This window comes from Kitasatospora papulosa (assembly GCF_000717245.1).
Taxonomy (GTDB): Bacteria; Actinomycetota; Actinomycetes; order Streptomycetales; family Streptomycetaceae; genus Streptomyces; species Streptomyces papulosus.
In genome coordinates this window covers 559,740-574,597 of sequence record NZ_JNYQ01000002.1, presented here as the reverse complement: position 1 = coordinate 574,597, position 14,858 = coordinate 559,740, and the positions used below count along the sequence as shown (strand labels likewise).

The window sequence follows — 14,858 nt, the reverse complement described above, 5'->3', positions numbered from 1 at the left end:
CGGGTGAGCCGTCCCCCGGAGGTGCGCATCCGGTCGCGGGCCCCTACAACCATCGGGTGCCGCCGGAAGTCTGGTCCCTAGCCGGCCGGCCACGGGCCTCGTCGGCGTCCGGGGAAGCTCTCTCACCGCAAAGGACCGCTCACCGATGCATGTACGGCACCTCACGCGCACCGCGGCCGTCTCACTCGCTCTCGCCTCCGCCCTTCTCATGGCCGGCGGTGCCGGTGCGGCCGAGGTCTCCGGCTGGGAGGTCTCCCTCTCCGGCAACAGCCCGGCCGGATCCCTGATGTCCGTGTCCTCGGTCGACGACGATCTCGCCTGGGCGGTCGGCCGCAAGGACGGCTACGGCGTCATCATGCGCTGGGACGGCGAGCAGTGGAGCGAGGACACCGCTCCGGGGCTTCCGGACGTCTGGCAGTGGTCGTCCGTCAGCGCCGTGTCGGCCGACGACGTCTGGGCCTACGGCACGGTGGGGCGGAGCCAGGCCCTCGTGCACTACGACGGCGAGCGCTGGAACAGCGTCACCGCGGCCGGCCCCGCGGACGACTCCTGGCCCGAGGTGCCGCTCGACGCCGTCGCCGGCCGCCTCTTCAAGGGCGGCAACGCGCTCTACACCTACGCGGACGGCGCATGGCAGACCTTCGCGCTGCCGGCCGGCGTCGACATCAGGGACATCGACGCGCTCTCGGCGGACGACGCCTACGCCACCGGGATGCGGTACCCGGTGAAGGGCGGCCACCCGGTGACGTACCACTGGGACGGCGAGACCTGGACGCTGATGGACCAGCCTCCCGTACGCACCGGCACGGACACCGCGAAGATCACCGCCGTGGCCCCGGACGACGTCTACGTCGCCGGGTGGGCCGACGCCCCGGACGGCGCCTCGCCGGTGCCGAGCGTCGCGCACTGGAACGGCACCGCCTGGGAGGACATCACGGGAGGCCTCTCCGACCTGTACCTCCACGCGATCGCTCCCGACGGGCGGGGCGGCCTCTGGGTCACGGGCAACGACCAGGCCGAACCAGCCGTGTCCGAAGCGGTCTTCTGGCACTTCGACGGCACCACCTGGACCAAGGGGGCAGGGGCCCCGGCTCCCGACGGGGACACCCGGTGGCCCTCGTACACCTTCTACGATCTGGCGCCGGCCGGGGCCTCCGGCGAGTTCTGGGCCGTCGGCGACTACTCCACGCCCATGGACTCGCACGGCGACCAGACGGTCAACGGCCTGATCGAGCGGTCCACGACGCCCACCGGAACGGCTTCCGACTGACCGGGCCCGGACGGCCCCCTCCGCAGCCGGTCGGGCTGCGGAGGGGGCCGGGGGCTCAGCGCAGTTCCTGGATGCGGATCAGGTTGCCGGCGGGGTCGCGGAAGGCGCAGTCGCGGACACCGTACGGCTGCTCGGTCGGTTCCTGGACGACCTCGGCGTCGCCTGCCTGCACCTTCTCGAAGGTGCCGTCGAGGTCCGGGGTCGCCAGGAGGATCCAGCCGTAGGTGCCCTTGGCCATCATCTCGGCGACGGTGCGGCGTTCGTCCTCGGTGATGCCGGGGTCCACGGCCGGCGGCGCCAGCAGGATCGACGTGCCGGGCTGACCGGCGGGGCCGACCGTGATCCAGCGCATCGCGCCGGACCCGACGTCCTTGCGGACCTCGAATCCGAGGGTGTCGCGGTAGAAGGCCAGTGCGGCGTCCGGGTCGTCGTGCGGGAGGACGCTCGTGTGAATGGTGATGTCCATGCAGGTCACGCTAGCGGCGGTCCGGCGGCGCGGGCTTCTCGATTCCTGACCGGTCTGGTCACCTGTTTCGCCACGCACGCCGGCAGTCCCGCCGTCCCGCTCACCGCCCGGCGCCGGTACGTACTGGGCGGCATACCGACCAGCTCCGTGAAGCGGGTGCTGAAGGTGCCCAGGGACGAACAGCCGACCGCGAAGCAGACGTCGGTGACGCTGAGGTCCCCCCTGCGCAGCAGTGCCATGGCCCGTTCGATGCGCCGCGTCATCAGATAGCCGTACGGCGACTCGCCGTAGGCGGCCCGGAACCGGCGGCTGAGGTGCCCTGCCGACATGTTCACCCCCCGGGCCAGCGCCTCGACGTCCAGGGGCTGGGCGTACTCCCGGTCCATTCGGTCGCGGACCCGGCGCAGCAGCGCCAGGTCACGCAGGTTCTGGGACTCGGACGGTCTGCTCGTCACGTGTGCGATCGTGCCACGTCGCTCCCCCCGCCGGGTGCGTTCCGCTCATCGGGCGGGGGCGGGGCGACGGCTGCGGGGTGTGTCAGTGCGACGGCTTCTCCCACTCGAAGCCGTCCGGGTCGGAGAAGGGGCCGTTGTCGCTGTCGAGCACGATCCGGTGCGATCCGGTGCCGTCCGGCGGCACCCCGGCGTCCTTGGCCAGGGCGCGACGGCCGTAGAGGGCCAGCGTGACGGGGCTCGACGGGGTGTCGAACTCGACGTACTTCCGGCCGAAGCTCTTCCCCACGGTGAAGCCCCGGTCGACGTAGAACTGCTTGCTCGCGAGCACGTCCTCGGCTCCCAGGAGGAGTACGAAGCGGTCGATCTCCCGGGTGGCCGGACCCTTGTCCTTCTTGGCCGAGGTGGCGATCTTCCAGAGCGTCCCGTCGGGTGCCTGGACGACGCCTCCGTAGCCCCAGAAGGACTTCTTGACCGGCTTCACCGACGAGGCACCCGCCGCGAGCGCGGAGTCGACGAGGGAGTCGACCGTGGACGGCTGGGAGACGGTGAGTGACAGCGTGAAGCCGCGGAAGCCCGTCGTCGGCGCCTCCGAGGCCCTCACGCGGAGCTCGGGGCCCAGGCCGAAGGCGGCGGCGTAGAAGTGTTCGGCGGCGGTGGGGTCGGCCACCTCGAGGGTGACGGATGCGATGGAAGCCATGTGACGAAGCTATGGCGGCCGCGCGTCACGCGCTTCTCGATTCCTGACCGGTCAGGGGGCGCGGCACCGGGGCCGGGCGGGACGGTCCCGTCGGGGGCGTGCCTCACCGGGCGACCGCCAGGCCGAGGGCCCGGCCTCGCCCGTGCGGGACCGGCCCGGAGGACGGCCCCGCACCGCAGCTCGGGCGGCCGGCCCGCTCAGGCGGCGGGAGCGGCGAAGTAGTGGCCCTTGTCGAGGTCCTCGATCAGGCCCGGGTGTACCGGCTGCCAGTCCAGCAGTTCGCCCGTCAGGGTGTGCGAGGCCGGGGCGTCGAGCCCGAGGAACCCGCCCAGCCAGGAGAAGTGCCCGGCCGCGTCCTCCGGGGCCACCGAGGACACGGGCACGCCGAGGTGGCGGCCGATCACCTCGGCGACGTCACGGATCGCGACGCCCTCCTCCGCGACGCCGTGCAGCACCGAGCCGGCGGGCGCCTTCTCGACGGCCAGCCGGAACAGCCGAGCGGCGTCCAGGCGGTGGACCGCCGGCCAGCGGTTGGCGCCGTCGCCGAGGTAGCCGGAGACTCCGTGGGCGCGCGCCATGGCGACCAGGCTCGCCAGGAAGCCGTGGTCGCCCTCGCCGTGGCAGGTGGGGGAGAGCCGCACCACACAGGCGCGGACGTCGCGCGGGGCGAGGGCGAGCACCGCCTCCGCCGTGGCCGCCCGTACCGAGGTCGGGGAGCCGTCGATCATCGGCCTGTCCCGTTCGGTGATCACGCGTCCGGTGCTGGCCGTGGGCCTCGACGCGGTCTCCGAGATGTTCGAGGGCCGGCGCGCGTACGCGCGGAAGCGTCAGGCCGTTATCACGGCGAACGCGGAACTCCGGGAACGCGAGCTGATCAAGCTCGCGTCGCTGTCGGCCGCACTCGCCGGGACGCTGCGCCGACGGGGTGTGCCGGAGCCGGCCGCGAGCCTGACCGCCGAGGCGGGGATCGCCGTCTTCAAGGTCGGCTTCGAACGCTGGCTCGAGGATTCCGAGGAACGCGGGATGGCGCCCGTGATGAGGGAGCTGCTGGACGAACTCAAGGCCGTGGCCGGGGGCGGGCCCGGCTCGTAGGCGCGGCCCCGGGAGGCGGCGGTCCGCAGGCGCTCGCGGAGGCCGGGCGGGCCCGCGTAACACCTGACGTGCGTCAGCCCCCGAGGGAGAGGCGCCTGGTCACGCGGTCCGCCGACGACAGCAGGCTCGCGCGGAACTGACTGGTCCGGTACATCCGGTCCGCCCGGAACGAGACGCCGAGCGAGCCGAGCGTGGCGCCGTTGTACACGGGAACCGCGATGCACACCGTGCCGAGGTCGTACTCCTCGCGGTCCATGACCACCGGCGCCGGAAGCGACGATTCGAGCTGCCTGAGCAGCTCCTCCCGGTGCGTGATCGTGCGGGGAGTGAGATCGGCGAGCGTGTGCCGCGAGAGGTACTCGGCCCTGGCGTCGTCGTCCAGCTCCCGCAGTACGCATTTCCCGAGCGCCGTCGCGTGTCCCGCGTCCTTGAACCCCACCCAGAGGTCGACCTTGGGTGTCTGCGGGCCGTCGACGATCTCGGCGATCCTGATCTCTCCCTCCTCGTAGAAGGTGAGGTAGGCGGCGGCCGACAGGTCGTCCCGGAGCGAGGCGAGGGCCGGGCGGATCCGGTTCATCAGGGCCTGCGCGGAGTGGTCGCCCCCCGGGTCCACGCCCGGGTTGTCGCCCAGCACGAACCCGCCGTCCTCGAGCCTGCGCAGATACCCGTCCTTCGTGAGGGCCCGGAGCGCCCGCACGGCCGCCTCCACCGGCAGCCCGGCCTCCCGCGCCAGCCGCTCCTCGGACACTCCACGCTCGTGCGCCGCCACCGCTTCCAGCAGGCGGAACGCCTGCTGGACAGAGTTCATGGGCGCGTGGCCCGCTCGGTCACCCATCCCACAAGCTTGGACCCGCCGCAGGAGGCAGGCAAGACAGGGCGGCGGCGCACCGGCCGGCGGGCTTCCCGGCCGGTGCGCCCGCCACCGCTCAGTCCTCGCCCTCCAGCTCGCCCTCGGTCTCCAGGAACACCTGGCGGAGCGCCTGGAGCACCGCCGGGTCGGGCTTCTCCCACATCCCCCGGGACTCCGCCTCCAGGAGGCGTTCCGTGATGCCGTGGAGGGCCCACGGATTGGCCTGCTGGAGGAATTCGCGGTTCGTGGGGTCCAGGACGTACGTCTCGGTGAGCTTGTCGTACATCCAGTCCGCGACCACGCCCGTCGTCGCGTCGTACCCGAAGAGGTAGTCGACCGTCGCGGCCAGTTCGAAGGCGCCCTTGTAGCCGTGGCGGCGCATCGCCTCGATCCACTTCGGGTTGACCACCCGGGCGCGGAAGACCCGGGACGTCTCCTCGACCAGGGTGCGCGTGCGGACCGTCTCGGGGCGGGTCGAGTCCCCGATGTACGCCTCGGGGGCGGTGCCCTTCAGCGCGCGCACGGTCGCGACCATGCCGCCGTGGTACTGGAAGTAGTCGTCCGAGTCCGCGATGTCGTGCTCGCGGGTGTCGGTGTTCTTCGCCGCCACCGCGATCCGCTTGTACGCGGTCTCCATCTCGTCCCGGGCCGGACGCCCGTCCAGCTCACGGCCGTAGGCGTACCCGCCCCACACCGTGTACACCTCGGCGAGATCGGCGTCGGTGCGCCAGTCGCGCGAGTCGATGAGCTGGAGCAGCCCGGCGCCGTACGTACCGGGCCGGGAGCCGAAGATCCGGGTGGTGGCACGCCGCTCGTCGCCGTGTTCGGCGAGGTCGGCCTGGGTGTGGGCGCGTACGAAGTTCCGCTCGGCCGGCTCGTCGAGCGAGGCCGCCAGGCGTACGGCGTCGTCGAGGAGGCCGATCGTGTGCGGGAAGGCGTCCCGGAAGAAGCCGGAGATGCGCAGCGTGACGTCGATGCGCGGGCGCCCCAGTTCCTCGTACGGGATCGCCTCCAGGCCGGTGACCCGCCGCGAGGCGTCGTCCCAGACGGGGCGGACGCCGAGCAGGGCGAACGCCTCGGCGATGTCGTCACCCGCGGTGCGCATCGCGCTGGTGCCCCACAGGGAGAGGCCGACGGAGGTCGGCCAGTCGCCGTTGTCGGCGCGGTAGCGCTCCAGGAGCGAGTCGGCGAGGGCCTGACCGGTCTCCCAGGCGAGCCGGGAGGGCACCGCCTTGGGGTCGACGGAGTAGAAGTTGCGGCCGGTCGGCAGGACGTTGACCAGGCCGCGGAGCGGGGACCCGGACGGACCCGCCGGGACGAAACCGCCCTTCAGCGCGTGGACCGCGTGGTCGAGCTCGTCGGTCGTCGCGGCGAGGCGGGGCACGACCTCGCGGGCGGCGAAGTCGAGGATGTCGGCCACGGCCTGCGGGTGCCCCGCGGCCACGGCGGCGACGGCCGCCGGGTCCCAGTCCGCGTCGTCCATCGCCTGGACCAGCGCGCGGGCCTTCTCCTCGGTCTCGTCGGCCGCGGTACGGGTGGCCGCCGACTCGTCCAGGCCGAGCGCCTCGCGCAGACCGGGCAGCGAGGCCGTGCCGCCCCAGATCTGACGGGCGCGCAGGACGGCGAGGACCAGGTTCACGCGGTCCTTGCCGGCGGGGGCGCCACCCAGGACGTGCAGACCGTCGCGGATCTGGACGTCCTTGATCTCACAGAGCCAGCCGTCGAGATGCATGATGAACTCGTCGAAGCCCTCGTCCTCGGGCCGGCCCTCCAGGCCCAGGTCGTGGTCGAGCTTCGCCGCCTGGATCAGGGTCCAGATCTGGGCGCGGACGGCCGGCAGCTTGGCCGGGTCCATCGCGGCGATCTGTGCGTGCTCGTCCAGGAGTTGTTCGAGGCGGGCGATGTCGCCGTAGCTGTCGGCGCGTGCCATCGGCGGCACGAGGTGGTCGACCAGCGTCGCGTGCACCCGGCGCTTGGCCTGGGTGCCCTCGCCCGGGTCGTTGACCAGGAACGGGTAGACCAGGGGCAGGTCGCCCAGCGCTGCGTCGGGACCGCAGGCGGCGGAGAGACCGGCGTTCTTCCCGGGCAGCCACTCCAGGTTGCCGTGCTTGCCGAGGTGGATCATCGCGTCCGCGCCGAATCCGTTGTCCTCGGCGGACGCGGCGATCCAGCGGTACGCGGCCAGGTAGTGGTGCGAGGGCGGCAGGTCCGGATCGTGGTAGATCGCGATCGGGTTCTCGCCGAAGCCGCGCGGCGGCTGGATGAGGATGAGCAGGTTGCCGCGGCGCAGGGCCGCGAGCACGATGTCGCCCTCGGGGTTGCGGGACCGGTCGACGAACATCTCGCCGGGGGCCGGGCCCCAGTGCTCCTCCACGGCCTCGCGCAGTTCGGCGGGAAGCGTGGCGTACCAGCGGCGGTAGTCGGCGGCGGGGATCCTGACCGGGTTGCGGGCCAACTGCTCCTCGGTGAGCCACTCCTGGTCGTGGCCGCCGGCCTCGATGAGCGCGTAGATCAGCTCGTCGCCGTCACCGGAGACCAGGCCCGGGATCTCTTCCTCGGGCCCGAAGTCGTAGCCCTCCTCGCGGAGCCTGCGCAGCAGGGCGACGGCGCTGGCGGGGGTGTCGAGGCCGACCGCGTTGCCGATGCGGGAGTGCTTGGTCGGGTAGGCGGACAGGACGAGCGCGATCCGCTTCTCGGCGGCGGGGATGTGACGGAGCCTCGCGTGCCGTACGGCGATCCCGGCGACGCGGGCGGCGCGCTCGGCGTCGGCGACGTACGCGGGCAGGCCGTCCTCGTCGATCTCCTTGAAGGAGAACGGCACGGTGATCAGGCGCCCGTCGAACTCCGGCACGGCGATCTGGGTGGCCGCGTCCAGCGGGGAGACGCCCTCGTCGTTCTCCTCCCAGGCGGCGCGCGGGCTGGTGAGGCAGAGCGCCTGGAGCACCGGGACGTCGAGGCCGGTGAGGGCACCCGCGTCCCAGGACTCGTCGTCGCCGCCGGCCGACGCCGTGGCGGGTTTGGTGCCGCCCGCCGCGAGGACGGTGGTCACTATGGCGTCCGCGGCCCGGAGTTCGTCGATGAGCTCGGGTTCGGGCGACCGGAGGGAGGCGACGTACAGCGGGAGGGGGCGGGCCCCCGCGTCCTCCACGGCCGCGCAGAGCGCCTCCACGAACGCGGTGTTCCCGCTCATGTGGTGGGCGCGGTAGTAGAGCACCGCGACGGTCGGCCCGGTGACGTCCCGGGCGGTCCGCTCCAGCGGGCCCCACGCGGGCGCCGGGGCGGGCGGCTCGAAGCCGTGGCCGGTGAGCAGGACGGTGTCGGACAGGAAGCGGGCGAGCTGCTCCAGGTTGGCGGGGCCGCCGTGCGCGAGGTAGGCGTGCGCCTCGGCGGCGATGCCGACGGGCACGGTCGACGCGGCCATCAGCTGGGCGTCGGGGGCCTGTTCACCTGTCAGCACGACGACGGGCCGGCCGGTGGCCAGTACCTGGTCCAGCCCTTCCTGCCACGCGCGGACACCGCCCAGGAGGCGTACGACGACGAGGTCGGTCCCCTCCAGCAGCTGCGGGAGGGCGTCGAGGGAGAGCCGGGAGGGGTTGGCGTAGCGGTAGCTGACCGGTCCCTGCGCGGCACGGGCGCTCAGCAGGTCGGTGTCGGACGTCGACAGGAGCAGGATCATGCGGCGTCAGCCCTCCTCGGGGTGTCCACGCCCCGGGCAGTGTCGGATCGGCTGCTCGGCGGGACCGAGAGCCTGGGAAAGGGAGTTCCTGACTCGCTCGGCCGGGGGGCCGGGCTCACAGTGGCGGGACCGCGCCGGAATCTCACCGGGCTTCCTCCCTCACCGCCGTACGGCGGTGGCGGACCCCACGGACCGCCGCTAGGCATAGTAGGCGGGAGGAGGGGGGTCCTGACCAGACGGCCCCGCCCCGGCCGTGGCCGGTGTCCCGTAGGTCACAGTGACCGCAGGGATGTGTCACGGTCACGGTCGGTATGCTCGCCGCCATGTCCGCCACCCCCCTTCCGTCCCGTTCGCCGGGCGATGCCGGTGCCCGGGGCAGCGGTGACGCCTGCCCCGGCGCACTGCGACTGCACCGGGCGGACGACGGCGCGCTGGCGCGGATCCGCATACCCGGCGGGGTGCTGACACCCCGCCAGGCCGAGACGCTGGGGCAGGCCGCCGAGCGCCTCGGCGACGGTGAGCTGCATCTCACCTCACGCGGAAACGTTCAGCTGCGCGGGCTCGCACCGGACTGCGGTGCCGAGCTGGCCGGACTGCTGGACGAGGCCGGACTGCTCCCCTCCCCGCGGCATGAACGCGTACGCAACGTCGTCGCGTCCCCGCTGTCCGGGCTCGACGGCCTCGGTTCCGTCGACGTCAGACCCTGGCTGACCGACCTCGACCGTCTCCTGTGCGGAAGCACACACACGACGGCGCTTTCCGGACGTTTCCTGTTCGCGCTCGACGACGGCCGCGGCGATGTGGACGCCCTCGGCGCGGACCTCACCCTGCTGGGCCACGACGGAGACGCCCTGCTGCGCGTCGGGCACGGCGACGAGGTCCTCCGCGTGCCCCGCGCCGACGGCCCCCCGGCGGCGCTGACCGCGGCGGAGGCCTTCCTCGACTCCGCCCGGGACACCGGCGCCTGGCGTGTGAAGGACCTGCCGGACGTCACCGCGGCGGCGTTGCCGGCCGAGGTCGCCCGCCGGCTGCGGCGGACGGGGACCACCGTCACGACGGACCACCGCCCCCGCGCCGTCGACGTGCTGCCGCCGCCCCACGGTCCCGTACCGGGCGGCAGCCGCGAGTCCGCCGCCCTGTCCGTCGGTGTACCGCTGGGACGGCTGGTCCCGGCCCAGTGGCGGCTGCTGTCGGGCGCCGGGGAACTGCGCCTCACCCCGTGGCGCGGAATCGTCGTCACCGGTATCCGCCCCGGCCGGTCGGAGGCCCTGTCGGCCGGCCTCGCCGAGGCCGGCTTGATCACCGGGCCCGGCTCCCCGTGGGCCGGGGTCGGGGCCTGCATCGGCCGGCCGGGCTGTGCCAAGTCGCTGGCCGACGTGCGGGCCGAGGCGGGGGCCGCCGTCGGACCGGCCGGACGGCTCCCTGTGTACTGGTCGGGGTGCGAACGCCGCTGCGGCCATCCGCACGGGGAGTGGATCGACGTGGTGGCCACCCCCGGCGGACACCGGATCTCCCACAGGCAGGGCGACCTCGTCAGCGGGACGGCGACGGTACGGAACGACCCGGTGGCGCTGGGCGCCGCCGTGGCGAAGGCCCGCGGCGCACGCACCTGATCCTCACGCACGACCCCCTGTCCGGCCCTCTTCGAACTGTTCGGCGAGGAAGACTGAAGAAAGCGACGGCACTGTGCATCAGTACGAGAAGGACGGACCGGCGATCTACCGCCAGTCGTTCGCCACCATCCGCGCGGAGGCGGATCTGGCAGGGCTGCCCGCCGACGTGAGTCAGGTCGCCGTCCGCATGATCCACGCCTGCGGCATGGTCGACCTCGTACGCGATCTCGCCTTCTCGCCGGACGCGGTGGCCGACGCCCGCGCGGCCCTGCGCTCCGGCGCACCGATCCTGTGCGACGTGGCCATGGTCGCCAGCGGTGTCACCCGCAAGCGGCTGCCCGCGGACAACGAGGTGATCTGCACCCTGTCCGACCCGGCCGTTCCCGGACTGGCCGCCGAGCTGGGCACCACGCGCAGCGCGGCCGCCCTGGAGCTGTGGCGGGACCGGATGGAGGGTGCGGTCGTCGCGGTCGGCAACGCGCCCACCGCCCTGTTCCGGCTGCTGGAGATGATCGAGGAGGGCGCCCCGCGCCCCGCCGCCGTCATCGGTGTGCCCGTCGGCTTCATCGGGGCCGCCGAGTCCAAGGAGGCCCTGGCCTCCCATCCGTCCGGGCTCGAGCACCTCGTCGTGCGGGGGCGGCGCGGGGGCAGCGCGATCGCCGCCGCCGCCCTCAACGCGATCGCGAGCGAGGAGGAGTGAGCGTGCCCGAGCAGCAGCAGACAGGCGGCGCGGGACGGCTGTACGGCGTCGGCCTCGGCCCGGGCGACCCGGCCCTGATGACCGTGCGGGCGGTGCAGATCATCGGCGAGGCCGATGTCGTCGCCTATCACTCCGCCCGGCACGGCCGCTCCATCGCCCGCTCGATCGCGGCGCAGTACATCCGCGCCGATCACATCGAGGAGGCGCTGGTCTACCCCGTCACGACGGAGACCACGGACCACCCCGGCGGCTACCGGGGCGCGCTGGACGAGTTCTACGCCGAGGCGGCCGCACGCCTCGCGGTCCACCTCGACGCCGGGCGCACCGTCGCCGTGCTCGCGGAGGGCGACCCGCTCTTCTACGGCTCGTACCAGCACATGCACAAGCGGCTCGCGGACCGTTACGAGACCGAGGTCATCCCGGGAGTCACGTCGGTCAGTGCCGCCGCGGCCCGCCTCGGCACCCCGCTCGTCGAGGCCGAGGAGGTGCTGACGATCCTGCCGGGCACGCTGCCGGAGGAGGAGCTGACGGCACGTCTGGCGGCCACCGACTCGGCCGTGGTGATGAAGCTGGGGCGGACGTTCCCCGCCGTGCGCCGGGCGTTCGAGGCGTCCGGGCGGCTCCCCGAGGCGCGGTACGTCGAGCGTGCCACCATGGCCGGCGAGCGGACCGGCGACCTCGCCGACACCGACGCGGACACCGTTCCGTACTTCGCCGTCGCCGTGCTGCCGAGCCGGATCGACGCGCCCCGGCCCGAGCCGGTCCCCGGCCGCGGTGAGGTCGTCGTGGTCGGCACGGGGCCGGCCGGACCGCTGTGGCTGACGCCCGAGACCCGGGGGGCGCTGGCCGCCGCCGACGACGTGGTCGGCTACACGACGTACCTGGACCGGGTGCCCGTCCGCCCCGGTCAGCGGCGTCACGGGTCCGACAACAAGGTGGAGTCCGAGCGCGCGGAGTTCGCCCTCGACCTGGCACGCCGCGGACACCGTGTCGCCGTGGTGTCCGGGGGCGACCCCGGGGTCTTCGCGATGGCCACGGCCGTCCTGGAGGTGGCCTCGCAGGAGACCTACGCGGACGTCGCGGTGCGGGTGCTGCCGGGGGTGACCGCGGCCAACGCCGCCGCCGCCAGGGCGGGTGCGCCGCTGGGCCACGACTACGCCACCATCTCGCTCTCGGACCGGCTCAAGCCCTGGGAGGTCGTCGCCGGACGGCTGCGCGCGGCAGCCACCGCGGACCTGGTCATGGCGCTGTACAACCCCGGCTCACGCAGCCGGACATGGCAGGTCGGAAAGGCCCGTGACCTGCTGCTGGAGCACCGCTCCCCGGACACGCCCGTGGTGCTCGGCCGTGACGTCGGAGGCCCGGCGGAGAGCGTACGGACGGTGCGGCTGGGCGACCTGGACCCGGCCGAGGTCGACATGCGGACGATCCTCATCGTCGGCTCCTCGCAGACCCGGTGGGTGCACCGGGGCGGTGACCGTCAGATCGTCTGGACGCCGCGCCGCTACCCGGAGGACTGACGCGGCCGGGGACCGGGACGGGCCCGGTCCCCGGGGCGGCCGCCGGGCGGCGTCCGGATCAGCGCTCCCGGACCTGCTCGGCCAGCTTGCCGATGGACCTGGCCGCCTCGGCCAGGCTGCGGGCCGCCCGCTCCAGTTCCACGGCGAGCCGCGCCGTCCGTTCGCCCGCCGCGACGTCGCCCCGGACGGCGACGGCCGTGCCCCGGTAACCGATGGGGCCTTCGTCGTGCCGCTGGTAGTAACCGCTGAAGTGATCCGCGGCGAACCCCGCGAACCGCACACCGGAGAGCTGTGTCTCGTGGGCGCCCCCGTTGCCCGTGATGTCGAGGCGGTAGCGGGAGAAGGGCGCCGGGGCGGCGCCGATCCCGAAACTCCTGCTCTCGAAGCGCCTGCCGAAGCCCTGGCCGGTCCGGGAGTCCAGCTCCGTCCAGTGGACGCCGTCCTGCGAGCCGGACAGGGTCCAGTCCCGGGGATCGCGGTCCGGGAAGTCGTTGGCGGACACCAGCGTGTAGCCGGTGAGGGTGGTGGGCCGGTCGAAGGCGAATTCCACGGTCGCCTCGCACTCCCCCGCCAGCCACTTCTCCCGTGAGTCCCGCAGCAGGTTCACCGCGACCTCCCCGGCCTCCTCGAACTCGTCGCTGACCTCGACGACCGTCGCCTGGCCGGTGACGTCCTGCGCGGCTCCCGGAAGCCCGTCGGCGACGCACAGCGCGGCCGTCCCGGAGTTGCCCCGCTGGTCACGCCAGGTCACACGCTCGACGGGCCCGGAGCCGTCCTCCACCAGAAGCCTCAGCTCTCCGGAGGAGTGCCAGGCACCGCCCCATCCCTCCTCGGTGAGGAAACGGTGCACGCGGAGGCCTTCGGTCCCCTCCGGGAACGTCCCACGCGCTATGACACGGCCGCGGAACTCGGCGAGTGTGCCGTCGGCGGCCCGGTGATGGCCGTGGAAGTCGGACATGTTCGACTGGAAACTGATCGCCGACTCCGCGCCGTCCTGCCCCCGCCACCCCAGCTGGGCGGGCAGCGACTGCTCGCCCCGGTCCACGTGGAACAGCAGCGGGGGGCCGGGCCGCCAGGTCGAGGTGAACGGCAGGCGGCGCTCCGTGGTGTAGGTGAAGACCGTGTCACGGGCCGCCTCGGTGGCCATCGCGCGCTCCGAGCGGCCACGCTCGTACACGGAGTCGAGGGTGACGCGGTAGAGCCAGAACATGCTCCGCGCGTCGGCACCGGTGCGTATCTCCAGCGTGTTGGTGCCCTGACGCAGCAGGTCGCCAGGGACCGCGAGCACGTTGTCCTGCGGCAGGTCACCGCCGCCGGGCACGGTGAACCCCTGCACGAGGGCCTTCCCGTTCACCAGGACGTCGACCGGGGCGTACCCCGGAGACCCGCCCAGCTTGGAGACCAGCGCGGTCACCTTCAGCGTCGCCTCGGCGATCCGCTCCTCGTCGTCGATCTCGAATTCCAGCTCGGTGCTCGCGTCGGCGCCCATCACCAGGTGCGACGAGGCCTTGTGACAGTGGCGGTACCTGATCCCCGCGTTGGACACACCGGCCGGCGTGGCGGAGAAGTCTGCGAACGTCGCTTGCATGGAGGTCTCCTGATGGCGCGTCACGCCCGGGTCGGCGGTCAGTGGATCTGCGGACGACGCTAGTCGCGACCACTGACAGTCCCGGGCCCCGTGCCGGCGGAGCACGCGCGCTCCGCCGGCACGGGGGCTCCGGCCGGTGAGAGCCGGCGCGGCCCGGGCCCTCCGCGCCTTCAACCGCTGGTGACGGTCCTCAGCAGGGCGAGGGCCTCCTCCGGCGTCCCGGCCACCGGAACGCCCGGCGGGACCGGTGGCCGTCCGACCACCACCACGGGAATCCCCGCCTCGCGGGCGGCTGTCAGCTTCGGTGCGGTCGCGTCACCGCCACTGTCCTTCGTGACCAGGACGTCGATACGGTGTCGCCGGATCAGCTCCCTCTCGCCTTCGAGCGAGAACGGACCCCGGTCGAGCAGGACCTCCATCCGCACGGGGTACGGAGCCTCGGGGGCGTCCACCGAACGCATCAGGAACCACAGCGCGTCCAGGGCGGCGAACGCCGCCAGCCCCATGCGCCCGGTGGTGAGGAAGACGCGCGACCCGAGCCCGGGCAGCAGCTCCGCCGCACCCGCGAGGGAGTCGGTGACGTGCCACCGGTCGCCCTCCACGGGCACCCAGCCGGGCCGCCGGAGGGCCAGCAGGGGAACATGGACAGCGGCAGCGGCAGCGGCCGCGTTGAAACTGATCGTGCCGGCGAAGGGATGGGTGGCGTCGATGACCGCATCCACAGGGTGTGCGCGGAGCCAATCGGCCATGCCTTCGGCTCCACCGAAGCCACCGACGCGCACCTCGCCCGGCGGCAGCTTCGGCTGGGCGACGCGACCGGCGAGTGAGCTGGTCACCCGGACCCCGTCGAGGGCCACCAGGGACTCCGCCACTCTGCGGGCCTCCGTCGTGCCGCCGAGGACGAGTACGTGCAAGGGCATCCGATCGGTCC

At 73.4% G+C, this 14,858-nt stretch carries 11 protein-coding genes, 2 pseudogenes and 1 riboswitch; of the genes and pseudogenes, 5 read left to right on the top strand and 8 right to left on the bottom strand.

The window, feature by feature from the left end; all coding sequences use genetic code 11:
- The first annotated feature begins 145 nt into the window (after positions 1 to 145).
- Complete coding sequence (locus IA22_RS0108105; protein ID WP_015578023.1) at positions 146 to 1,270, top strand: hypothetical protein; 1,125 nt, start codon at positions 146 to 148, stop codon at positions 1,268 to 1,270.
- 55 nt (positions 1,271 to 1,325) lie between these two features.
- On the opposite strand, the gene IA22_RS0108100 is transcribed toward IA22_RS0108105, so the two are convergent.
- The 4 genes and pseudogenes from IA22_RS0108100 to IA22_RS0108085 form a co-directional block, all read right to left on the bottom strand.
- Positions 1,326 to 1,736 (bottom strand): VOC family protein, encoded by a 411-nt coding sequence (locus tag IA22_RS0108100; RefSeq protein WP_030123152.1) that lies wholly within the window; start codon positions 1,734 to 1,736, stop codon positions 1,326 to 1,328.
- Between the two features lie 5 nt (positions 1,737 to 1,741).
- Positions 1,742 to 2,191 (bottom strand): helix-turn-helix transcriptional regulator, encoded by a 450-nt coding sequence (locus IA22_RS0108095; protein WP_030123151.1) that lies wholly within the window; start codon positions 2,189 to 2,191, stop codon positions 1,742 to 1,744.
- A gap of 82 nt (positions 2,192 to 2,273) precedes the next feature.
- Positions 2,274 to 2,888, bottom strand: coding sequence for a VOC family protein (locus IA22_RS0108090; protein WP_014155078.1), 615 nt, complete (start codon positions 2,886 to 2,888; stop codon positions 2,274 to 2,276).
- Between the two features lie 197 nt (positions 2,889 to 3,085).
- Positions 3,086 to 3,646, bottom strand: a pseudogene (locus IA22_RS0108085) (Rossmann-fold NAD(P)-binding domain-containing protein); the annotation flags it as partial.
- Here IA22_RS0108085 and IA22_RS0108080 point away from each other — a divergent pair.
- Positions 3,645 to 3,980 (top strand): annotated as a pseudogene (locus tag IA22_RS0108080) (acyl-CoA-like ligand-binding transcription factor); the annotation flags it as partial. The pseudogenes IA22_RS0108085 and IA22_RS0108080 sit on opposite strands and share 2 nt — an antisense overlap.
- Positions 3,981 to 4,053: 73 nt before the next feature.
- Here the strand turns inward: IA22_RS0108080 and IA22_RS0108075 are convergent.
- Both IA22_RS0108075 and cobN read right to left on the bottom strand, forming a co-directional pair.
- Positions 4,054 to 4,815: an IclR family transcriptional regulator gene (locus IA22_RS0108075; protein ID WP_015578018.1), complete on the bottom strand. Its 762-nt coding sequence runs from the start codon at positions 4,813 to 4,815 to the stop codon at positions 4,054 to 4,056.
- Between the two features lie 91 nt (positions 4,816 to 4,906).
- Positions 4,907 to 8,506, bottom strand: a complete 3,600-nt coding sequence (cobN, locus tag IA22_RS0108070) for a cobaltochelatase subunit CobN (protein ID WP_030123148.1) — start codon at positions 8,504 to 8,506, stop codon at positions 4,907 to 4,909.
- Positions 8,507 to 8,588: 82 nt separating this feature from the next.
- Positions 8,589 to 8,682, bottom strand: a riboswitch (cobalamin riboswitch).
- 135 nt (positions 8,683 to 8,817) lie between these two features.
- Here cobN and cobG point away from each other — a divergent pair.
- The 3 genes from cobG to cobJ all read left to right on the top strand — a co-directional run bounded on the left by cobG (position 8,818) and on the right by cobJ (position 12,339).
- A complete protein-coding gene (cobG, locus tag IA22_RS0108065) occupies positions 8,818 to 10,119 on the top strand; it encodes a precorrin-3B synthase (protein ID WP_030123147.1) in 1,302 nt (433 codons plus the stop codon).
- Positions 10,120 to 10,192: 73 nt separating this feature from the next.
- Positions 10,193 to 10,819 (top strand): precorrin-8X methylmutase, encoded by a 627-nt coding sequence (locus IA22_RS0108060; protein WP_030123146.1) that lies wholly within the window; start codon positions 10,193 to 10,195, stop codon positions 10,817 to 10,819.
- Between the two features lie 2 nt (positions 10,820 to 10,821).
- On the top strand, positions 10,822 to 12,339 hold the full coding sequence (gene cobJ / locus IA22_RS0108055) for a precorrin-3B C(17)-methyltransferase (protein WP_038271937.1): 1,518 nt from the start codon (positions 10,822 to 10,824) through the stop codon (positions 12,337 to 12,339).
- Between the two features lie 58 nt (positions 12,340 to 12,397).
- On the opposite strand, the gene IA22_RS0108050 is transcribed toward cobJ, so the two are convergent.
- Complete coding sequence (locus tag IA22_RS0108050) at positions 12,398 to 13,927, bottom strand: hypothetical protein (RefSeq protein WP_030123144.1); 1,530 nt, start codon at positions 13,925 to 13,927, stop codon at positions 12,398 to 12,400.
- Positions 13,928 to 14,097: 170 nt separating this feature from the next.
- Positions 14,098 to 14,847, bottom strand: coding sequence for a cobalt-precorrin-6A reductase (locus tag IA22_RS0108045; protein WP_014155086.1), 750 nt, complete (start codon positions 14,845 to 14,847; stop codon positions 14,098 to 14,100).
- Positions 14,848 to 14,858: the final 11 nt, after the last annotated feature.

Coding starts and splice junctions, on each gene's coding strand:
- IA22_RS0108090 (WP_014155078.1), bottom strand. CDS start 2,888: ATGGCTTCCATCGCATCCGTCACCCTCGAGGTGGCCGACCCCACCGCC.
- IA22_RS0108045 (WP_014155086.1), bottom strand. CDS start 14,847: ATGCCCTTGCACGTACTCGTCCTCGGCGGCACGACGGAGGCCCGCAGA.
- cobN (WP_030123148.1), bottom strand. CDS start 8,506: ATGATCCTGCTCCTGTCGACGTCCGACACCGACCTGCTGAGCGCCCGT.
- IA22_RS0108100 (WP_030123152.1), bottom strand. CDS start 1,736: ATGGACATCACCATTCACACGAGCGTCCTCCCGCACGACGACCCGGAC.
- IA22_RS0108050 (WP_030123144.1), bottom strand. CDS start 13,927: ATGCAAGCGACGTTCGCAGACTTCTCCGCCACGCCGGCCGGTGTGTCC.
- IA22_RS0108105 (WP_015578023.1), top strand. CDS start 146: ATGCATGTACGGCACCTCACGCGCACCGCGGCCGTCTCACTCGCTCTC.
- cobG (WP_030123147.1), top strand. CDS start 8,818: ATGCTCGCCGCCATGTCCGCCACCCCCCTTCCGTCCCGTTCGCCGGGC.
- IA22_RS0108075 (WP_015578018.1), bottom strand. CDS start 4,815: ATGGGTGACCGAGCGGGCCACGCGCCCATGAACTCTGTCCAGCAGGCG.